Below are 21,270 nucleotides of genomic sequence, written 5' to 3'. Positions count from 1 at the left end.
TTCTACCCACTCTGCCCCTGACACAATCGATTTCCCGTCAGCATGGAACGATATCATTTATGAACAGCTCCGCTGCCAGCCAACATGAGGTTTCGGAAGAAGTCCTCAAGAATGCCCAGTTCATCCAGGCCGTCCGCGACCAGGTCGCCACGGTCGTCGTCGGTCAGGATGAAGTCGTCGAACGCCTGTTGATCTCACTGTTTACCGGCGGTCATATTCTGCTCCAGGGGGTGCCGGGACTGGCGAAAACGCTGCTCGTGTCGGTTCTCTCCAAATCGATCGACCTCGATTTCTCCCGCATTCAGTTCACCATCGACCTGCTGCCCTCCGATATTCTGGGCTCGCAGATCCTCGATCAGAAAACCAATGAGTTCGTCACCCGTACCGGGCCGATCTTCACAAACCTGCTGCTGGCCGATGAAATCAACCGGGCCGCTCCCAAGGTGCAGGGGGCGCTGCTGGAAGCGATGCAGGAACGCAAGGTGACCATCGGCAACGAAACCTTCCCGCTCCCCGCGCCGTTCCTGGTGATCGCCACGCAGAACCCGGTGGAGCAGGCCGGAACCTTTGAACTGCCCGAGGCCCAGCTCGACCGCTTCATGCTCTGTCATCGCCTGGACTATCCCGATCCGAGTGAGGAACGTGAAGTTCTGAAACGCAACATGGCACTCGGCATTCGTCGCGAAGACCGCGGGGCCGTGGTGAATACCGAATTCGACGTCATGCAGCAACAGCCCGTCGGCACAGCCGATGACCTTGTCGCCTGCATGCAGGCCGTCAACGACATTCACGTCAGCGATACCTTTGTGGAACACGTGATCGAAGTCATCAACCGCACACGCAATCATCCCAACATCGAACTGGGCTGCAGCCCGCGTGCCGGCATCGCGCTGGTCAAGGCCTCCCGCGCCCGGGCACTGATCCAGGGACGCAACTACGTGATCCCCGAAGATCTGTTCGTGCTGGCCGAGGATGTGATCCTGCACCGTATCCGGCTGAATTACGAAGCACTTGCCGACGGACTCACCGGTAAAGGGGTGCTGCAGGATATGCTCCGCGACCTGGGGGCGACGCCGTCCCTGGTCGGGCGGGAGGATTAGTCGCCTCTGTCTCGAATCACGTTATCGAATACTCTCACAAATTTAAAACAGGTGCTGCATGGAAGGCTTACTGGAACAGATTGATCCGCTGGACGCGCGGCAGTTCTACATTGCCGTCAAGCGACTCGCGGACAGCCTGAGTTACGGGACTGACAAGTCGCCGTTCCTCGGTTCCGGGCTCGAGTTCTTCCAGTCGCGACCCTACCAGGAAGGGGATCCGATCAAAAGCATCGACTGGCGGGTCACCGCCCGCACCGGGAAGCTGTTTATTAAGGAATACGAAACACCCAAGCGGCTCCCCTGTTATCTGCTCATCGACACCTCCGCTTCGATGATGATCAGCTCCACCGCGAAAAGTAAATACGGTCTGGCCCTGCACATCGCGGGCGGGCTCGCCTTTGCCTGCCTGGAACGCGTCAGTCCCGTCGGCGTTCTCGGCGTCGGCGAAACCGATCTGCGGATTCATCCCAGCCTTTCCAAAGACCAGGTCATGCAGTGGCTGGTCCGCCTGAGACGCTTCCGCTACGACGAACAGACCACCATTGGTCAACGGGTGGCCGAGTTCAGCCCCAGCCTCAAGAGCCGGGCGCTGATTATCGTCCTCTCCGACCTGCACGATCCTAAAGCGGTTCCCGCTCTCAAGCAACTCGCACAACGACACGATACCGTAGTGATCCAGTTTCGCGATCCGGCTGAGACCGGGCTGCGCGGTGCCGGACTGATGCGGGCCCGCGAAGCAGAGACCGGCAGCGACTTCGTCACACACGGCCGCAAGGTCTGGCTCGACCAGGAGCAGATCGACTTCCAGCTGAAACGCAGCGGCATCGATCATCTGTTAATTGAAACGGACGAGCCGTTCGTCCCCCATTTAAGGCAGTTCTTTTCTTCCCGCGATATTCTCTCACGAGGGAGCCGTTAATGAGAGACCGGCAGGCATTTTATCGAACCCTGATTCTGCAGCCACTCGCACTGGTCCTGCTGGCCTGCGTCTACGGAGCCGCGCCGTCTCCCTCTGTAGCAGCAGAGGAGCCCTCCAGTGCGTCGGTCGGCATGTCGCAACGCATTGAGGACGTCATCCTCCCCGGTTCCGAACTGCAGGTCAAACAGATCGCCGACGACGATCCGATCATCTTAAGGATTGTCAGCCTCCACCCGCACGGCCCGGACATGTTCCGCTATGAACTGGAATACTACGGTCTCCAGCCCGGTGAATATAATCTGGCAGGCTTCCTCGAACGCAAAGATAAGAGTGAATTGGGCGAACTGCCCGCGATTCCGGTGCGCATCAAGTCGATTCTCCCCGCCAGTCGCGTGGAGCCCAACAGCCCCTCGGCCACATCGATACCCCGGATCGGCGGCTACCAGTTCTGGATGACCATCATCTTCCTGCTCTGGGCGGTGGGCGCCTTTCTGATTGTCTTCGTCAAACGCAAATCGTCCAATGAGACCGACGAATCACAACAGCCGCCCCCCTCGCTGTCAGACCGCCTGCAACCCATGGTTGAAAAGGCGATCGCGGGGAAGCTGACCCAGTCACAGATGGCAGAACTGGAAATGATGCTGGTCGCGTTCTGGCGGAAACGACTGCACCTGGAACAGACCGACGTCGCCGAGGTGACGCGGATTTTAAGACAGCACGAGGAAGCCGGTCCGCTGCTGCAACAGCTGGAAATCCTGCTGCATCGCCCCGACGCGGATCCGCAGTTGAACAGTCCGCAGATCGCGCAGATTCTGGAACCGTATCAGAATCTGCCCGCCGATGCCCTCGACGAGGAGCTGGCGTCCCTCGCTACCTGAATACAGACCGAATTGGAATATACTGAAACCGAAATCAATACAACCAAAGGCAAACTGGTAAATCGACGTTATGAGTTTTTCACATCCCTGGGTACTCCTGTTCTTAATCGTGCCGATCGCGCTGCTGGTCTGGATCTGGCGGCGTGACGGGGGACACGTCGTGCTCCCCTTCGACCACGGAGTTCAGACGCGCGGACGTGCCTGGGGAACGCTGGTGAATCTCGCGCAGTCACTGCCCGCGTTGATCCTGGCGGTCGTCGTACTGATTCTCGCCGGTCCGCAACAACTGAGTGCTCCCAAAACCAGGCGGGTGCTGACCAACATCGAATTCTGCGTCGACGTCTCCGGCAGTATGACCGCCTCCTTCGGTGAAGGCACACGCTACGATGCCTCGATGGCGGCCATCAACAAGTTTCTCGATTACCGCGAAGGCGACGCCTTCGGCTTAACGTTCTTCGGCAACGAAGTCCTGCACTGGGTTCCTCTGACGACCGATGTCTCCGCGATCAAGTGCGCGCCCCCGTTCATGGATCCCATGAGCCCCGGTCATCCGCACTGGTTGGGAGGCACCGAAATCGGCAAGGCCCTCCGCGCGTGCCGGGAAGTTCTCATCTCACGCGAGCAGGGGGACCGAATGATTGTCCTCGTCTCCGACGGCTACAGCTTTGATCTGGGCAACGGACAGGATGTGGAGATTGCCGAAAAGCTCAAGGCGGATGGCATCGTGGTTTACGCGATCCATATCGCAGCCAGTGAAGTGCCCGGTCCGGTCGTGAACATCACCGGTCTCACGGGAGGCGAGGTTTTCGAGCCCGAAAGCCCGCAGGCACTGGAAACCGTGTTCAAGCACATCGACGAAATGCAGGAGACGCGTCTGGAACGGACGGCGGCGGAATCGATGGACAACTTTTATCCCTATAGCCTGGCAGGTCTGATTCTGCTGGGGGCAGCACACTTTCACTCTTTGGATTGAGGTTTACACCGTGGTAGCAGGGCTGGCGGCAATTGTGATCCTGGTGGTAGCCACCGGCGCGGAAATGCTCCACGCCCGGCGGATCAGGCGGATTGCGCCCCTCGTCTTCGGTCCCTCCGCCCAACCCGCGGCCTGGGCTCGCATCGTGCCTGCACTCCGTGTGCTCTCACTCACGGGGCTCTGCTGGGGACTGATCACCCTGCTGCTGCTGCCTCCCAAAATTCATGCGGCCCAGGCCATTTCCGATAACGAAATGAAACACCTGCTGATCGTGCTCGATGTCTCACCCAGTATGCGGCTCGAAGACGCCGGTCAGAACAAGGATCAGGCCCGCATGCAACGCGCCGCGCGGCTGATGGAATCCTTTTTCGAGCGGGCCAATATGAACCGCTACCGCACCAGCGTGGTCGCCGTCTATAACGCGGCCAAGCGGGTTGTCGAAGATACCCGCGACCTGGAAGTGATTCACAATATCTTCAACGATCTCCCCATGCATCATGCGTTTGTCTCCGGCGAAACCGATCTGTTCTCAGGACTGGAAGAAGCCGCGGAGCTGGCGAAACCCTGGAATCCACGCAGCACTACGCTTCTGCTCATCAGTGACGGCGATACCGTGCCCGGCGTCGGCATGCCCAAAATGCCGGTTTCGGTCGCCAATGCGGTAGTGATCGGCGTGGGAGATTCCGTCAAAGGCTCCTTTATCAACGGACACCACTCCCGCCAGGATGTCTCCACGCTGCGACAGCTGGCCATTCGTCTCAACGGCACCTATCACAACGGCAACGAAAAACATCTCAGTACCGACCTGATCGATCAACTGGCGGTCGGCGGTGAAGAGAATCCCTTTGAAAAACTGACCCGCCGCGAATACGCCCTGGCGATCTGCGGTCTCTCGGCATTGATCTACGCCCTGATTCCCTGGTTGCTGCATTACTGGGGCACCGGTTGGAAACCGGGAGTCTTCACCAGTCGCAAGGAACGGGCACGGGCTCGGCGGGAAGCGGATCGGAAACAGAAGTCAACACAACTGCATCCGACGGCCACATGACCGAAGGAAAACGGAATACAGGAAACCAGTTTTGTCACTTGTGCAATGGAAACTGATTGCAGGAAGGAAAGTCCAATGAGAATTATGCTGCTACTTTGCTGGGGGCTGGTCCCGCTCTTTCTGGGCGCCTACCACTACGGACCAGGACAGGCACAGCTGAAGCTCGATGATGTGGACCAGAGAGTCAAAGTCGCTCAGACCGCCGAAGAGCACGGCAACTGGAGTCGGGCCGTCGCGCTCTACAATGAAGCCCTGCCGCTGGTTCCTGCGGAGAATGTGAAAGAATCACGCAAAATCCGTCTCGCACGTGACAAAGCGATGATGTTCACTGGAGAACTACCCGAAGCCTATCTCGATCTGCAGGCACTCCTGGGAGAACTTCAATCCGATGAGAAACCCGATGCAGAACTGTTAAAAGAAACACGCTCCGCGATGGCCAATGCGGAATATTACGTCACCTGGACGCTGCGTCTCGAAGGGGTTGGCAAAGATGGCTGGGAGCCCATCATCGAATCATCGCGTCAGAACTATCGCCTGCTTGCAGAAAATGCAGAGAAAACCGGCGACAAAAGCGAGCTCCAAGAACAGCAGGAGAATCTGGAAGCCGTCATCCGGCTCGCAAATCTCGATCTGACCGACCTGCAGGGCATGCCGATTCCCAAACAGTGCAAATGCAAAGGCTGCTGCAACGGTGTCTGTAACGGCAAGAAGCCGGGGAAGAAGCCAGGAAAAGGCAAGGGAAAGAAAAAGGAAAAGGACCATCGTGGCGCCAGTGCCGGACCACCGCCGGATAAAAGTGGTTCATGACAATTGATAGAGAAGGGGGGATTCGCCGGTGAATCCCCCGGACGACTGCTGAAACGTAATTGATTCTAAATTCAAGTAAAGGTGACTTCCGATGCAGCGACTGCAACTCGCTCTTTCGATCACAATCGCGACACTGCTCTGTGCAGCTGACGGCAACTCCAGTCTGGCACAATCTACTGCGCGAACTTCGTCGGGACAGGTTTCAAAACTTTTAGCGGCCCCGGTCCAGGCCCCCGTCACAGTGTCGGGCAGTCTCACGGTTACGACCGCACCTGCCGGCGTGCAGACCAGTTCCGCAGCCGCAGCTCAGAGTGCTTCGTCCTCAAGCACGGATGCCCAGCAGAAAGCCTACGAACAGAAACGGCTGGCCGAGATCAAAAAACTGAAGTTCGATCGACGCCCTTCTGCCCGCATTCAGGCCTGGGCCGCACCGGAAAAAACAGACGCGAAGCAGCCGGAAGAGAAACAGAAGCCGACCGAACAGCCCCTCGTCGCACAGAAACCGCTGACTCCCGAACAGCAGGCTGCCGCCGATAAAAAGGCGCAACAGGCGAAGCTGGACGCCGAACTGAAAGCCTTCGAAAAACAACTCGCAACGCTGCAGCGCGATGTCACAGACGGGGACTGGAAGGCCGTCAAAACATTTTTCAAGACCCTGCCAGAGGAAGAGTATGAAGCCCTCTACCTGCAGTTACTGTCCTCCCTGCAGAATCCGGAACGTCCCTCGGGAACCCGTTATCCCCAGTTCTCCGAGAAAAATGTGATCTCCATCGATGACTTCTTCCAACTGGCAGCACTTCTACCCGAAGATGCCACGGAAAAGATCGATGCGAAGAATCTGCCTTCAGGCTCGGTCAGTTCCGCACAGCTTCAGCAGATGATTCAACAGAACCCGCAACTCGCGGCACAGCTCCAGCAGAAAATGAATCAGAAGAACACGTACTTCGGTCAGCTGACGGGCATTTTCCGCATCTCGCTGGGGAACGGGTACGCCATCCAGGAGTATCTCAAAGCGTTTAACGAACAGTTGCAGAACAAAGAGCCCGTTCTGAGCAAACGCCAGGTCGCACAATTACTGGCCGATTCCGGACAGGCACAATATATGGCCGAGTACCTGCCTGCATTGGCAGATGCGATCAAAGAGGATGACCGTGAAGCCTTGAACCTGCTGTCGCGCTATTACCTGGCGCTCCCCTCCCACGAGAAAAAGAACGAACATCTGGAAAAAGCCTGGGAGGCCCTGCAGGCGGTGCTGGCGGTCGGTGAAATTTCCACCGAAGAAAAAGAAGAAGCCCTCAAGCGGGCCGTCGAACTTACACCCCGTATCAAGGAAGAGCTCGGTCAGGCCTGGCTCAAGGAGAGTTTCAGCAAACGTCCCGAACGGGGGAAGGAAATTCTTTCCACCATCGGTTCCGCGGTGGCTACGGGGATGTCGACTCAGATCAGTAACAGTTCCTTCCGTCAGCGGAGTCTGGAACTGCAGAAAATCGCCGTCGAAGCGCTGCTCACCGCAGCTCCTGAACAGGCCCAGGAATGGCAGTCGACATTACAAATGCTGGCGACCAACTGGCTGCGGGAAGCAGAAATTTCACAGACCTACGACTACTCCACCCGTCGCGGACGCACCATGCAGCGCGATTATTACGGCAACTTCTACTACACCGAAAGTAGTATGATGCAGCCGCAAATGGCGCGGCAGAACCGCATCCAGGCCATCTCGACCGGCAAAATCCTGGAGATGATTCCGGACGAGAAATGGATGAAGCTCGTCGATCCGCCTCTGCACCAGGATTTCATGACCACTATCGCCCGGCTCTATCTCAAAGTCGAAGAGGAAGACGAAGCCTTCCCGTACATTGAGAAGCTGGCCCCCCTCGATCCGCGGGAAGCGAAAACACTGGCCGAACAGTTCCTGCAGGTCTGGACGAAAAATCACAATCCGAATTCGGAGCAGCAGCGGACCAACATCTACATGTTCGCCTGGGGCTTCAATCAGCGGGCCCAGGGAATTCCGCTCACCCGTTCCAAGCAGGTTCGTAACCTCGAAGAACTCGCCAACTGGATCAAGCGGATCAACGATCTTCCCATCGAACCGATCAACGAAAGACTGATCACACAGGCTTTCACTCAGGTGCACAGTGCCGCCGAGGTATACCAGCTGGATGCGATCGAAAAAATCTACGGCACCGTCGATGGCCTGAATCCCGAGACCCTCGCGTCTCTGATTGAGACCATGCGGACGAACCTCGCTAAGGTCTGGCGGATGCCCGCGACTCAGAAGGCTGCCAAAACCAATCGCAAACAGAAAGACATCGAACGCGAAGTCATCAAAGGTTACGCGACGGCCCAGCAGGTGCTGGAGAAAGCGATTCAGAAATATCCGAAGTCCTGGGCGGTACAACTCGCGAAAGCGGCCCTCGACCATGATGCCAACGAGTTCCGGCAGGAGCTCAACCGCACGACCGAATTCTCTGAGCGCCGTCAGCATTCACTCGATGGATTTCAGAAGGCGGCTGAACTCTACGCGGCCGAGGTCGAATCGCTCGAAGAAGACAAGCAGGAGTCGACCGTCTACGAGACCTGGTTCTACGCCAGCCTCGGCGCTCCCGATTTAGGCAAGATCTCGGATACCACTGTCTCAGACCCCACGCAGTATCCCCTCATCCGCAAAGCGATTGAAGAGTTGCCCGGCGAACTCGCCAAACGGCACATGGACAAGTTTGCCAACTCCCTGTTCGTCCGGCTGAGTGCCCTCAATCCGGGTGTCAAATTCCGTTACCTGAAAGCGGGTTTTGAAATCGTGGGGGACCATGAACAGGCGCGGGAAGCGAAAAAAGTTTATGACTACTACAAAGACCTGGTGACCGAAATCAAACTGGAAACCGAAATCGATGGCTCAGATGTCGTCGGTCACGGCGAACCGTTCGGCCTGTTTGTCAACCTGCGGCACACGAAGGAGATTGAACGCGAATCGGGCGGGTTCTCCAAGTACTTGCAGAATCAAAAGCAGGGGAACTACTTCTATTACAACTACGGACGTCCGCTGGAAAACTACCGTGAGAAGTTCGAGGAATCGGCCCGCCTGGCCCTGGAAGAGCATTTCGAAATCCGTTCGATTACCTTCCAGAGCGAAGATGTGAACTCCCGCGCCGCCGAAACCTACGGCTGGCGGGTTACTCCCTATGCCTATCTGCTGCTCAAGCCCAAGGGACCTGAGGTCGACAAGATCCCAAGCCTTACACTCGACATGGATTTCATGGACACCTCCGGCTACGCCGTGATTCCCGTTGAATCGGCGCCGCTGCCTATCGACGCTTCGCCAGAGCAGGGCGATCCGCGTCCGTATGAAAAAGTGACCATCACCCAGACCCTCGACGAACGCGAAGCAAAAGAGGGCAAACTCAAGCTGGAAGTCCGGGCCACCGGGATCGGCCTGATGCCCGACCTGGATCAACTGGTCGATCTGAAACCCAAAGAATTCAACATCACTTCGATTGAAAACGAAGGCGTTTCGGTCTCACAGTTTGATAAGACAGCCCCCGGAAATGCCATCGATTCCGAACGGATCTGGATGGTCTCCATGGAGGCCCGTCCCGATCTCACCAAACATCCGGAAGCATTCACGTTCGGCTTACCAAAAGATGAGGCCCACGAAGTCACCTATCAGCGGTTCGACGATGCCGACCTTGTCTCCGTTGATCCGGAGATCATGCTCCAGCAGGAGTACGGCACTCCCGAACAGTCCTGGGTGATGCCCATCCTCGGCGGGATTGCACTGCTGTTGCTGCTGGCAATCGGTTTCAAGCTGGTGACGCGGGAAACGCAGACCGTCAGCACGGCCCGTTACCAGATGCCCGAGCAGGTCACTCCTTTTACGGTACTGGGCCTGCTCAAGGACATCGAACGTAATAACGGACTCAGTCCCGCAGGCAAAGCCGAGCTCGACACGTCCATTTCTCGTCTGGAACACTACTACTTCGAAGCCCCTACGGGAGAAGAGCCCGACCTCACTGAGGAAGCCCGTCGCTGGGTCAACCGGACGAACTGAGACAGCTCAGCTAGCGTTTATTTAACAGCTTTCAGCGTAAACAAGAGGACTGTCACGTGAGCTCTGTAATTATTCATCGTGGCCGAGGGTATGCTGTTACTCTTGTTATCAGGACTTCAACAACAGATCAGTCAAATTAGCCGCAGGGCATTAGCCCCGGTTGAAACGACTTTGGTATGTACCATTCAAATTATCAAACACTAACTGGTACTAGAGACGATCAGGAATCCATTTCTGACGGTGCGATCATCGTTTTCAGTTCGCGCTTCAGTTCCACCAGGCGGGCCAGCATCTCGCGGATCGTCTCCTGGTGATGTTCCAGGTTGGCCCGTCCTTCGCGAAGTGGATCTAAAACGATCGCTTCGTACTTGAGATACTCGGCACAGGCATAAGGCACTGCCGCTGCGATTTCCCGCGGGATCGTTACAACACCATTACAGTCGCCGTGCAGCAGATCACCGGGCCGGATGGTCAAGCCGCCGACCTCCACGGGAATGCCGGTCTCTTCGAAGTGACAGTATCCGTGCCCGCACATGATCCCGTGACTGAAACAGGGGAAGTCGAGCAGCCTGACATTATCGATATCCCGGGCAGCCCCCGAAGTGATCAGACCGACGGCTCCAAAGGTTTTGTACGTCAGACACATTCCGTCCCCGAACGTGGCTCCCGCGGGCGGATCGTCCAGATCCTGAAAGACGACAATCGCCGGTCCGGGTAGTTCTGCAAACGAACTGATCAGCCGCGCAGACACGCCGGGATCGATGTCCGCTGCAGGCGGCGCGGAAGAACGAAAGGTCGCGGTCGCCGCATAACCAACCATGGGAGGCAGCTCCGGAAAGCAGGCTGCGATCTCCCGTTGCATGTAGCCTGCGGTCCGCGGTCGCACCTCAAACAGCTCAATCGCGTTGCAGATCGTCGGCGTATCAAACTGCTGTAACTCAGTCAGGTCAGGTAATGCAGACATCAGAGATTTCCCAAATAAGGTTTGACATCAGGAATTGAATAGATACTATTTAATCAGAAATAAACACGATGTAAATCAATAAATTGACGATATTTGTTTAATAAGTAGTATCTATGGCCGCCGAAACCAGTATCCAGTTGACCCAGTCCGATGAGCTTGCCGAGCGGATTCGGGCACGTATTCAGGACGAACGGCTCACCGACGGGGCCTTTTTCATGACTGAAGCCGACCTCGCGGAAGAGTACGATGTTTCGCGAACCGTTGCCCGGGAAGCCGTCAGTCGACTGGTGGCCATCGGTCTGCTCGAAGCCCGCAAACGGCTGGGGCTGATTGTCAGACGTCCCGATCCGCTCCGTCTGCTGCAACTGGGGCTCCCCTCCTTATTCGACTCGGACCAGGATATCGCTGAGCTGTCGATGCTGCGATACGTGGTTGAGATGGGGGCCGTCGACCTGGCCATTCGCAATGGCAGCGACGAACAGTGCCAGCAGCTTTGTGAACTGGCGCAGGAGATGGAAACCGCCATTCGCAGTCACCGGCCCGAAAAAATTTCCGAACTGGATATCGCCTTTCACTCACTGCTGTTGCAGATGACATCGTCCACGTTGATCGCCGGCATGCAGCGGGTGCTGGTCAACTTCTTCGATACGGCCTATCAGGATTACCAGTCCGACGCGGCGACCGGCGAACGGATGATCTGGGAGCACCAGGAACTCGCTGCCGCTATCCGTGATCGTGATTCGAACCGGGCCCGCACCATGATGCAGATGCAGTCCCGCTTCTGGCTGGATCAGAAACCGACAGACTCAAAATAAATCATCCGCGCTCAAATCAGGAAGCAGCCTTATGCAGGGGAATTCAGACAGCACTCAGACACAGCCGTCAATCGGCACATATCATGTCAGTCCAGGGGCAGGGCAGGGACGTGGTGTTGCGGACTGCTCATGCTGTTTCTGTTTACTGGCACCAGCCTGGCTCGCGACATTCATGTCGACCCGGATAACGGCAATGATGCTGCCCAGGAAGGGCCGCTCAAAACAATCCGCCAGGCGATCCGCAACGCACAGCCGGGCGACACGATTCATCTGCTGCCTAAAGTCTATCACGAATACGCCGGCTTTTACGGCAAGCGCGGAGAACCGGGGAAGCCGATCACCCTGGACGGACACGGTGCGACGCTGGAAGGTTCCGACCCCCTCGACATTACTCAATGGAACGAAGTCAAACCTGACCTCTATCGTAGTGAGCAACTCCTGCCTGCGGTCAATGACGCCATCCTGCAACGCTGGTTTTTCGTCTGGAACGGCAAGATGGTTCACATGGGCCGGACCTCCAAAGGCCCCAGCCAGGAACTCAAACAGCCGGCGGAACTGAAGGCGGGAGAATGGACGTTTGTGAAAACAGGGCCCGCCGACGAAAAGTCATCCCAGATCAAGGGAGCCTTTTATTTGAAAGTCTCTCCCGGTGCCCAGCTCAGCGAACAGCAGATTCGCGTTCCCGTCCGTTCCGCGGGAGTACAGTTTGGCGGTTCGAAAGACAACTACAACGCGCACCTGGTGATTCGCAACCTGACCTGCACGCATCCCTATAACGATGGTTTCAATATCCACGGACATTGTGAAGACGTGCTGTTCGAAAATATCCAGGCCATCGAATGTGGCGATGACGGCATCAGTGCTCACGAGACGGCCGAGTACAAAGTCGACGGCTTTGTTTCAATCGGAAATTCGACCGGCATCTGTGACACGGGAGCCAGTCGGACCAGTTACAATCGGGTCTATATTCGCGACTGTCTCGGCTTCGATCTCTTTTTCCTCGATACGGGGCGCTATGAACTGACTAATGCGGTCGTGCTTTCATCCGCTGTTCGCACGCTGATGCTCACCGGTCGCGCGGAAGAGACAGAACCCTGCACGCTGACGATGAAGAATGTCTTTATCCGGCGGGTCAGGGGGAAGAACGAAGTCCGTGTCTCCCGCAATTCGATTCTGGATGCGAGCCATGTTACGTTGATGGGACTCAACTTTCAGGCGACCGGTGGCGAAGTTCGTCTGTTCGATTCCCTGATTGCCGGCGCGACGGCCCGGCAGCTCGAGGAAGCGGAGTACGAATATCTGAATGTTTCCCGGTCTGCCGATCCCCTGACTACGGAGATGTCGATCTGGAAAGACGTCAAATGGACGGGCGACCGCAACCGCTATCAACTCCAGAGTCTGCGCCTGGATCGCACCTTTTTCGCTCCCCAGGACTTCGCCACATTCCAGCAGCAGATCGGCCAGGAACAGGAGTCCCAGTGGTTGTCCGACGTCTCCCGCGTTACCGGCTGTGGTGCCGACCTGGCGAAACTGAAACAGACCGTGATTCCCGAACGTGAACTGAAATCTCCGCGAATCCAGTCACTCCTCCCCTGATGAACGTCCTTGAACACGAAAGAACCAGCATGCACGCCCCTCATTCTCGTCAACTGTCAGGACTCATCCTCGCCTGCTCCCTGATCCTTGTCTGTATTGTTTCCCTGAATGGACAGCTGGCGGCACAAACGCCGGGCCGGGTCTCTGTCGACCGGGGACCGGCTGTTGAAGAAGCGGTCTTTTTCTCGTTCGATGACCGCGCGATTCCCTGGCGTCATAATCTGGCACTGACGCCCCAGACAGCAAAAAAACATCCCGCCAATCCGGTGCTCCGCCGGGGACCGGAAGGCGCCCCCGATCACGGACATGCGATTTTGTATGGCAGCGTGTTGTATCTGGATGGGAAGTTCCGCATGTGGTACCTGGGCATGTTCGAAACCGCGATCAAAAGCGGCCAGGCGCCCGGCTGGTGGCGGCCCATGTGTTACGCCGAGAGCGAAGACGGCATTCACTGGACCAAACCGAAACTGAACCTGGTCGAATTCAACGGTAACAAACAGAACAATATCTGCCTGATCAAGTCACAGGTTCCCTCGCTGGCCAAGGTCAATGATTTTCTGACGGTTCTGTATGACGCCAACGATCCCGATCCCCAGCGGCGTTATAAGTGTGCCTATATCGCACATCCCCCGTTCGCCGACGTACGCGGCGGACGCAGTCAGATCGGTCCGGATGAACGTCGCTGGGGTGCCTTCATCTGCGCGACCAGTGCAGACGGCCTGACCTGGAATGTTGTCGGAGACCGACCGATGAATGCGGGAGGGGAACGCTTTGAAGTTTCCAGTCTCTACCGTTACGGCAACTTCTATTATGCCAGCGGTCAGTTGATTTCTCCCTGGACCTGGCGGATGGATGGTTCAAAGATTGGTCGCGTGATGCTCACCTACCGTTCGCCCGACTTCGAACACTGGTCCGGTGCGAAAGCACTCTCATTTGCCCGCCCGGGACAACTGACGGCCACACCCGTACCCGGTCAGCAGACCCACATGGGGGCCGGGATCTGGAATCGCGGCAACGTGCTGGTCGGCCTGTATGGCATGTGGCAGGATGCGCCTGAGAAACCCAAGGATGGCCGCTATTGGAATACCGGTGTCAGCGTCGATCTGGGACTGATCGTCAGTGATGACGGCGTCCATTTCCGTGAACCGGTGCCCGATCATCCGGTTATCGCGCGGGGCGAAAAAGGGGAGTGGGATGATATCGCCCTCCTGCAGGGACACGCGTTTGTCAACAAGGGAGACCAGACCATGATCTGGTATTCTCACTGGGACACCGGCGGTAAGCTCAAGAACATGGAGATCGGAATGGCCACCCTCCGTCGGGACGGCTTTGGTTATCTCTCCCGCAAACTCGAACAGAACGGCGCCCACTTTGTGACCGCTCCTTTCACAACGGAAGGGAAGCTGCAACTCTCCGTGAACCTGGAAGGGGTCAGCCAGGACAGACCACTGACGGTCGAACTGCTGGATGAATTCGATCGACCGCTGCCCGGATATTCGGGAGATCAGGCAGCCCAGGTGACACAACCCGGCACACGGACTCCCGTCGTCTTTACAGGTCAGCAGAACAGCACGCTGCCCGCAGGAAAACCGCTGGCGTTACGCGTCACATTCCCGGATTCCGAGGAAGTCAAAGTCTACGCCCTGTATGTAGGCCAGTAAGGGAGTCAGGGCTTCACCGCTGTCACTGGAAAAGCCTGTTCCTCTGTTGAGCGGAAACCTGAATCCAATTTGCGGGCGCCCCCCGGTCTATGATATAATCAAACTTTGATTCATAGACGAATTTCCCACCTGCAGCAGGCTCGCCCGATGAAATTACGTTTTGTTCTTCCCCTGATTGTCGTGTTTCAGATCACGATGGCGTCCGCCGTTCAGGCAAAGCCAATCGATTTCGCGCATGATGTGGTACCCATTCTGAAACAGCATTGCGTCGCCTGTCATGGTGGCCGCGAAGCAAAGGGCTCGTTTTCACTGAATACCCGGTCGCTCTGGATGGAGTCCGGCTTTGTCGATGTGAAAGACCCCGCCGCGTCGTATCTGCTGGAACTGGTCACCTCTCAGGATCCGGAAATGCAAATGCCTCCCAAAGGGAAGCCGCGTCTGTCGGCGAAAGAGGTTGCGACTCTCAAACAGTGGATCAGCGAAGATCTGCCCTGGGAAGCCGGCTTCACATTCGGGAAACAGGCTTACGAGCCGCCCCTCAAACCGCGGCGTCCCGAACTCCCTGCCGCCGTCGATAACCGCACGCATCCCATCGATCGCCTGATCGATCACTACCTGGCCGAACACCAGTTGCCCCGGCCCGGACCGATTGACGATGCGACCTTTCTAAGACGCGTTCGTCTCGACCTGACGGGCCTGCTCCCTACGCCGGAAGAGTTAAATGCGTTTCTGGAAGATCCATCCTCTGATAAGCGGACACGCAAAATTCAGGAACTGCTCGCCGATGACACCGCCTACGCCGATCACTGGCTGTCGTTCTTTAATGATCTGCTTCGCAACGATTACAGCGGAACCGGTTTCATCACCGGGGGCCGCAAACAGGTTTCCGCCTGGTTGTATGAATCGCTGCTCTACAACAAACCCTTTGACCAGCTGACGCGCGAACTGATCGCGCCGCCCACCGATGCCAGCCGCGGGTTCATTGATGGCATCAAGTGGCGGGGCAATGTCTCAGCCGGACAGACTGTCGAGATTCAGTTTGCCCAGAGCCTGGGGCAGGCCTTTCTGGGGATTAACCTCAAGTGTGCCTCCTGTCACGACAGTTTCATCGATCGCTGGACGCTGGAAGAATCGTACGGACTGGCCGCGATTTACTCGGAACGTGCTCTGGAAATTCATCGCTGTGACAAACCGATCGGCAAGACGGCGAAAGCCAGCTGGCTCTTTCCGGAACTGGGTACGATCGATGCAGGCGCTTCCCGCGCAGCACGTCTGCAGCAGCTGGCCCAGTTGATGACCCATCCGGACAACGGGCGGTTTACCCGTACAATTGCGAACCGACTCTGGCATCGTCTGCAGGGCAGGGGGATCGTGCATCCGCTTGATGCCATGCAGACCAAACCCTGGAACGAAGACCTGCTGGATTATCTGGCCGTTTACCTGAGCGACAACAAGTACGACATCAAAAAAGTCCTGGAACTGATCGCGACCTCCGAGGCGTACCAGTCGCAGGTGGAAATTGTCGAAGGTGGAGAAGACTCCGATTATCTGTATCGCGGTCCCCGCTCGCGTCGTCTGACGGCAGAGCAGTTTCTGGATGGCGTCTGGCAGATCACAGGGGCCGCTCCGGACAAGTTCGATGCCCCCATCTTCCGCACGCGGATTGAACCGGATCAGAAGCAGGATTTTGACCTCAAAGCCAAATGGATCTGGGGCGATTCCGCGAAACAGGTGCCCCCCGCGGATGAGACGATTGTGGTCCGCAAAATCATCGAGCTGCCCGCTGCGGTCAAACGGGGAGGCGCAGTTCTGACATGCGATAATTCGCACATCCTGTTCATCAATCGCAGGGAAGCCGACCGCGGTGACAACTGGGCCCAGGTCCGCACGCTCCCCCTGCACACGTTATTGAAACCGGGTAAGAATGAAATCACGGCCATCGTACATAACGGGGGAGGGGCTCCCAATCCGGCAGGCTTCTTCTTCGATGCACGACTGGAACTCGAGAACGGGGAACAGCGCGAAATCTCTTCAGACGCTTCGTGGGAGTGGAATCCGAACGCACCCGCGACGAAGGAAGGTCGCTTGGGAGGCATTTCCGGAAAGTGGGCTCCCGTTACCATCGTCAAGCCGGTCGGCAGCTGGACGAACGCCGTCGACTCACAGGCCCGCAGCCTGCTGGCAGTCGCCGCGGAAGGCAAACAACCGATGGTCCGGGCTTCGTTACTCAAAAATACCGCGTTGATGAAATCACTGGGACGACCGATGCGGGAGCAGATTGTCTCGATGCGACCTGGCCAACTGACGACGCTGGAAGCCATCGATCTTTCCAATGAAGCGACCCTGGCCCAGGCGTTTGCCCAGGGGGCACAGCGTCTGATCGCACAGACCGACGGCGATCCCCAGCGTCTGACCGAGCATCTGTACCAGTTCGCGCTTTCCCGCAAACCGACGACCGCCGAAACCGAAATTATCACGCAGATCCTGGGCGAACAACCCCAGCCGGCCCAGGTCGAGGACCTGCTCTGGTCGGTCTGTATGCTGCCCGAGTTTTTCCTGATCCGTTGATGACTGTTATAATACCTGTATTACGAGTCTTTAATGCACCTCTCACAGTGAGAACGACCGATGACATTTGAAATCGATCCCACCGCTCCCGAACAGATTGTCCGCCGCGATTTCCTCAAGCATCTGAGTGCCGCTGGCGCTGCGGCGCTGATGTCGGGGACGCCACGTCTGCTCACCGCGAATGAAGCTGAACCGGTCAAACAACCCCAGGCTACCGCGGACAGTTGCATTCTGCTCTGGATGGGAGGCGGGATGGCGGCTCCGGATACCTTCGATCCCAAACGCTATCTGCCGTTCAAAAAAGGACTCAAAGTCGCTGATATGCTGAGCACCTTCCCGGCAATCCCCACCGCCGTCGATGGACTGGAGATCTGTGAGGGACTGGAAGGCATTGCTTCGGTCATGGACCGTGCGACGCTGATCCGCTCAGCCGTACAACCCGACCTGGGCAGCATTCTGCACTCGCGACATCAGTATCACTGGCACACCGGTTATGTTCCTCCACAGACCGTCGCCGCTCCGCATTTAGGCGCCTGGATGGCCCGGGTGATCGGCCCCCGTAATCCTGTGATGCCGGCCTTCATCAATATTGGCCAGCGACTCGAAGGCGTCGGGGAGAGCGAAGAGCTCAAGGCCTTCACCACGGCCGGATTTTTCGGCAGTGAATTTGGACCGCTTAACCTGCCTTATCCCGAGGAAGCTGCCAAGTCGGTGCGCCCGCCGCAGGGCATGACGGGGCAACGGTTCGTCAACCGTAATAAACTCTATCGGAAGCTCATCGATCAGAGCCCGCAGCGGGAACTGATGAGCGACTATCATCAGGAATCGATGTTGCGGTCGATGGACAAGGCGTATCGCCTGCTCAGTTCCAAAGAACGGGATGCCTTCGACATCACGCTGGAAAAGGAAGACGTCCGCCAGAAGTACGGCGACAGTCGCTTCGGTCGTGGCTGTCTGTTGGCCCGACGTCTGGTGGAATCAGGAGCGAGGTTTGTCGAAGTCACCACCGAGTACGTTCCCTTCCTGCACTGGGACACACACGCCGACGGGCATACCACGATGGACCGCATGCATAAGGAGATCGACCCGCCGATCACGCAGCTCATTCTCGATCTCGAAGCACGGGGACTGCTCGACCGGACCCTGGTGATTATCGCTTCAGAATTCAGTCGCGATGCACTGATCGAAGGTCAGCCAGGCTCCAACGCCCGAGATCAGGCCCGCGAAAAGGTCGATGAAATTTCCGAGATGAAGCACTTTGGTCTGCATCGTCATTTCACTGGAGGGACCAGCGTTGTGATGTTTGGCGGAGGAATGAAACGTGGCTTTGTCTATGGCAAAACAGCTGATGAGCGCCCTTTGATGGCGATTGAAAATCCGGTCTCCATCGAAGATCTGCACGCTACCATCATGACAGCGATGGGCATCAGCCCCAAAACCGGCTTCGACATCGAAGGCCGTCCGTTCTATGTCACCAAAGATGCTAAGGGACAGGCGGTACAGGAACTATTTGCGTAAACCAGAGTCTGTTTGCATGAATGATAGTTCTGCCAGCGTCTAGTCCAGCGCCACCAGGTTCAGCAGGTCCCCGATCGATTTGTGTTTTTCGATCGGGTGCCGTAATGCCTGATCCGTAAGTACCTGGTAATGGTTCTGACGTCCGATTTTCTCTCGCTGCAGAAACCCCTCTTCCTCCAGGTCCTGGATGATCCGCTGTACTGCACGCTCGGTAATTCCCACTTCGAGGGCCACTTCTCGCAGCACAATCGTGGGATTCCGGTGCAGGACGATCAGTACATGCGCGTGGTTCGTCAGGAATGTCCAGCGATGTCCCGATTCGGGGACTGCCTTCCGGGAAGAGGCGGAGTCGACTGCAGAATCCGCCGCTGTTTTACCCGTCTCCTTCGGGGGTTCCGCTTTACGTGACTGACGTTTACTAGACGCTTTACCCATGATTCAAACTCCGTCTCAGTTCTGGCATTTAAATCAAGATGTCAGAACTTTTTTTATTGCGTGACTGTTCCCGGAGAAAGGGGACGGGAAATGACCATATCTTATTATAGCGACTGATGATACGAAATGCTATTCGTGAATGCCAGATCGTTTGATGGTCGAGAAATTTGCTCGAAAATGCTCTTTCTAATCAGTTTTGCTCATAAAAATTCCCCGTTAATGGCGAAGTACTATTGACGAAAAGAAATTCGTGTATAACAATACGCGAATAGTTAAGCGCAAATTGTACTTCGCAATAAAAAAGGGAGAGCATTGTGTATCAGTTGGCAGAGACATTGATCGTTTCCGCAGGATTATTGATGGCAACGGGACTGGTGCCAGGTCGCTGGTGCAAAAAGCTGCAGTTCAAGCTGCGTGATGGCGTGACGCTGCTGGCGGGTTTACAGACGCTGCTGGCACTGGCAATCACACTGATGAACGTCACGGGCGCCTGGTGGGGAACGGGGCCGTTCACCGAACCAGTTCGCATCGAATATGCCAGAGTGCAGTGGCTGTTGCTGGATGGCACCTCCAGTCTGATGTTTGCCCTGGTCTCGTTCGTGGGCTGGGTTATCTGTCGCTACTCGATCCGGTTTCTGGATGGTGAGCCCGAACTCGGAAACTACTATCGCTGGACCGCGCTGACGATTGGAGCCGTCTCCCTGATGGCTCTGTCGGGAAATCTGCTGCTGTTCATCGCTGCCTGGGCACTTGCCAGCCTGGGGCTGCATCATCTGCTCCTGTTCTACCGTGAACGACCCGCGGCCCGACGGGCTGCCTGGAATAAGTTCATCGTCAGCAGAACCGGTGACCTCTGTCTGCTGATCGCAGCGATACTCATCTACCTGGAATGCCAGACTCTGAACTTTAGCCCTCTGTTCGAGCAACTGTCAGGCTCTGGTTCAACTGAGAGCATGCCTTTGATGTGTGGCGTCTGGCTGCTGATAATCGGGGCTGCGATCAAAACGGCACAGTTCCCCTTTCACTCGTGGCTACCTCAGACCCTGGAGACACCGACGCCGGTCTCGGCTCTGATGCACGCCGGTATTGTGAACGCAGGCGGCTATCTGCTGATTCGCACGAGTCCACTGGTCCAGCTGGTTCCCGCCGCTCTGGCCTGCCTGGTGCTGATCGGAACCCTCACGGTCTGTATTGCCGCCACTTCGATGCTGGCTCAGAACAGCATCAAAAAGAAACTGGCTTATTCCACAGTCGCCCAGATGGGCTTCATGATGTTGCAGTGTGGCCTGGGAGCCTTCTCTGCGGCCATGCTGCACCTGCTGGCGCATTCCTTCTACAAAGCGTATGCCTTCCTCAGCAGCGGAAGTGTGCTCGAGCAGAAACGGGCACTCGGCAGGGGGGCAGAACCGGTGCAGACGGTGCCTGTCTCTCCCTGGAAGCTGCTGCTGACAACCGGTGGTGTTGTTCTCGGGTTTCTGGCAGTGCTGTCACTGTTTGGAATCAATCCAGCCACCAAGCCGGGGGGGATTCTGCTGGGGTTGGTTGTCTGTCTCGCGCTGACGGGCTGGCTGAAACAGGCCTGGCAGACCGGCGATTACCTGCTCGTACTCCGCACATCCTGGGCCGCCGGGGGCGTCTGTCTGCTGTACTGTCTTGCCTTTCTTACTGTTGACCGCCTCGTGACGCCGACTCCGGTCACGTCATTGGCCGATCCCTCGCTGCTGATGATTGGGGGACCTGCAGTTCTGGTGGTCCTCGGTTTTACCAGCCTGCTGCTGCTGAATGACCGGCTGACACAGTCGCGAAGATCAGAATGGATGAATGCCCTCTACATCCACGCCTTGAACGGGTTTTACGTCGAAGCCTGGTTTCGTCAGCGACTGGGGCACCTTTTGAAACAGTGAATCTGCCCGGCTTCGTCGCTCTGAATCAATCTCAAA

Annotated in this window: 15 protein-coding genes; 13 read left to right on the top strand and 2 right to left on the bottom strand. The window is 56.9% G+C overall.

From position 1 onward, the window contains the following. Window positions 1–59 precede the first annotated feature (59 nt). From F1728_RS05555 to F1728_RS05525, 7 genes are all read left to right on the top strand, one after another. Window positions 60–1,100, top strand: coding sequence for an AAA family ATPase (locus F1728_RS05555; RefSeq protein ID WP_145439814.1), 1,041 nt, complete (start codon window positions 60–62; stop codon window positions 1,098–1,100). A gap of 58 nt (window positions 1,101–1,158) precedes the next feature. Next, a complete protein-coding gene (locus F1728_RS05550) occupies window positions 1,159–2,019 on the top strand; it encodes a DUF58 domain-containing protein (RefSeq protein WP_145182429.1) in 861 nt (286 codons plus the stop codon). Continuing rightward, entirely contained in the window at window positions 2,019–2,897 is an 879-nt protein-coding gene (locus tag F1728_RS05545; protein ID WP_155363269.1) for a hypothetical protein, read from the top strand. The genes F1728_RS05550 and F1728_RS05545 overlap by 1 nt, the downstream gene beginning before the upstream one ends. Before the next feature lie 70 nt (window positions 2,898–2,967). Then, window positions 2,968–3,870 carry a vWA domain-containing protein gene (locus F1728_RS05540; protein WP_228030518.1) on the top strand — a complete coding sequence of 301 codons (903 nt, stop codon included), beginning with the start codon at window positions 2,968–2,970 and terminating at the stop codon, window positions 3,868–3,870. Window positions 3,871–3,880: 10 nt separating this feature from the next. Continuing rightward, entirely contained in the window at window positions 3,881–4,918 is a 1,038-nt protein-coding gene (locus tag F1728_RS05535; RefSeq protein ID WP_155363268.1) for a vWA domain-containing protein, read from the top strand. Window positions 4,919–4,993: 75 nt separating this feature from the next. Beyond that, a complete protein-coding gene (locus F1728_RS05530; RefSeq protein ID WP_155363267.1) occupies window positions 4,994–5,725 on the top strand; it encodes a hypothetical protein in 732 nt (243 codons plus the stop codon). A gap of 91 nt (window positions 5,726–5,816) precedes the next feature. Beyond that, a complete protein-coding gene (locus F1728_RS05525) occupies window positions 5,817–9,773 on the top strand; it encodes a hypothetical protein (protein WP_155363266.1) in 3,957 nt (1,318 codons plus the stop codon). A gap of 220 nt (window positions 9,774–9,993) precedes the next feature. On the opposite strand, the gene F1728_RS05520 is transcribed toward F1728_RS05525, so the two are convergent. Continuing rightward, window positions 9,994–10,737 carry an RraA family protein gene (locus F1728_RS05520; protein WP_155363265.1) on the bottom strand — a complete coding sequence of 248 codons (744 nt, stop codon included), beginning with the start codon at window positions 10,735–10,737 and terminating at the stop codon, window positions 9,994–9,996. 113 nt (window positions 10,738–10,850) lie between these two features. On the opposite strand from F1728_RS05520, the gene F1728_RS05515 reads away from it, so the two are divergent. From F1728_RS05515 to F1728_RS05495, 5 genes are all read left to right on the top strand, one after another. Further along, a complete protein-coding gene (locus F1728_RS05515; protein ID WP_145439820.1) occupies window positions 10,851–11,552 on the top strand; it encodes a FadR/GntR family transcriptional regulator in 702 nt (233 codons plus the stop codon). A 129-nt stretch (window positions 11,553–11,681) separates the two neighbouring features. Next, a complete protein-coding gene (locus F1728_RS05510; protein ID WP_155363264.1) occupies window positions 11,682–13,148 on the top strand; it encodes a hypothetical protein in 1,467 nt (488 codons plus the stop codon). Window positions 13,149–13,177: 29 nt separating this feature from the next. Continuing rightward, window positions 13,178–14,809, top strand: coding sequence for a glycoside hydrolase family protein (locus F1728_RS05505; protein WP_155363263.1), 1,632 nt, complete (start codon window positions 13,178–13,180; stop codon window positions 14,807–14,809). A gap of 147 nt (window positions 14,810–14,956) precedes the next feature. Then, window positions 14,957–17,377 carry a DUF1549 domain-containing protein gene (locus F1728_RS05500; protein ID WP_155363262.1) on the top strand — a complete coding sequence of 807 codons (2,421 nt, stop codon included), beginning with the start codon at window positions 14,957–14,959 and terminating at the stop codon, window positions 17,375–17,377. Between the two features lie 60 nt (window positions 17,378–17,437). Continuing rightward, a complete protein-coding gene (locus F1728_RS05495; RefSeq protein ID WP_155363261.1) occupies window positions 17,438–18,895 on the top strand; it encodes a DUF1501 domain-containing protein in 1,458 nt (485 codons plus the stop codon). Window positions 18,896–18,934: 39 nt separating this feature from the next. On the opposite strand, the gene F1728_RS05490 is transcribed toward F1728_RS05495, so the two are convergent. Further along, entirely contained in the window at window positions 18,935–19,330 is a 396-nt protein-coding gene (locus F1728_RS05490; RefSeq protein ID WP_155363260.1) for a helix-turn-helix transcriptional regulator, read from the bottom strand. A 314-nt stretch (window positions 19,331–19,644) separates the two neighbouring features. Here F1728_RS05490 and F1728_RS05485 point away from each other — a divergent pair, with 314 nt between their 5' ends. Beyond that, entirely contained in the window at window positions 19,645–21,234 is a 1,590-nt protein-coding gene (locus F1728_RS05485; RefSeq protein ID WP_155363259.1) for a proton-conducting transporter transmembrane domain-containing protein, read from the top strand. Window positions 21,235–21,270: the final 36 nt, after the last annotated feature.

The organism is Gimesia benthica, from assembly GCF_009720525.1.
In the GTDB taxonomy this organism is placed as follows: Bacteria; Planctomycetota; Planctomycetia; order Planctomycetales; family Planctomycetaceae; genus Gimesia; species Gimesia benthica.
Note: the sequence above shows the minus strand (reverse complement) of the source record. Positions and strands in the feature narration are given on the sequence as shown.

Excerpts from the sequence above, each read along its gene's own strand:
- F1728_RS05490 (WP_155363260.1), bottom strand. The coding sequence starts at position 19,330 with ATGGGTAAAGCGTCTAGTAAACGTCAGTCACGTAAAGCGGAACCCCCG.
- F1728_RS05540 (WP_228030518.1), top strand. The coding sequence starts at position 2,968 with ATGAGTTTTTCACATCCCTGGGTACTCCTGTTCTTAATCGTGCCGATC.
- F1728_RS05555 (WP_145439814.1), top strand. The coding sequence starts at position 60 with ATGAACAGCTCCGCTGCCAGCCAACATGAGGTTTCGGAAGAAGTCCTC.
- F1728_RS05525 (WP_155363266.1), top strand. The coding sequence starts at position 5,817 with ATGCAGCGACTGCAACTCGCTCTTTCGATCACAATCGCGACACTGCTC.
- F1728_RS05515 (WP_145439820.1), top strand. The coding sequence starts at position 10,851 with ATGGCCGCCGAAACCAGTATCCAGTTGACCCAGTCCGATGAGCTTGCC.
- F1728_RS05545 (WP_155363269.1), top strand. The coding sequence starts at position 2,019 with ATGAGAGACCGGCAGGCATTTTATCGAACCCTGATTCTGCAGCCACTC.
- F1728_RS05520 (WP_155363265.1), bottom strand. The coding sequence starts at position 10,737 with ATGTCTGCATTACCTGACCTGACTGAGTTACAGCAGTTTGATACGCCG.
- F1728_RS05550 (WP_145182429.1), top strand. The coding sequence starts at position 1,159 with ATGGAAGGCTTACTGGAACAGATTGATCCGCTGGACGCGCGGCAGTTC.
- F1728_RS05505 (WP_155363263.1), top strand. The coding sequence starts at position 13,178 with ATGCACGCCCCTCATTCTCGTCAACTGTCAGGACTCATCCTCGCCTGC.
- F1728_RS05495 (WP_155363261.1), top strand. The coding sequence starts at position 17,438 with ATGACATTTGAAATCGATCCCACCGCTCCCGAACAGATTGTCCGCCGC.
- F1728_RS05530 (WP_155363267.1), top strand. The coding sequence starts at position 4,994 with ATGAGAATTATGCTGCTACTTTGCTGGGGGCTGGTCCCGCTCTTTCTG.
- F1728_RS05500 (WP_155363262.1), top strand. The coding sequence starts at position 14,957 with ATGAAATTACGTTTTGTTCTTCCCCTGATTGTCGTGTTTCAGATCACG.
- F1728_RS05510 (WP_155363264.1), top strand. The coding sequence starts at position 11,682 with ATGCTGTTTCTGTTTACTGGCACCAGCCTGGCTCGCGACATTCATGTC.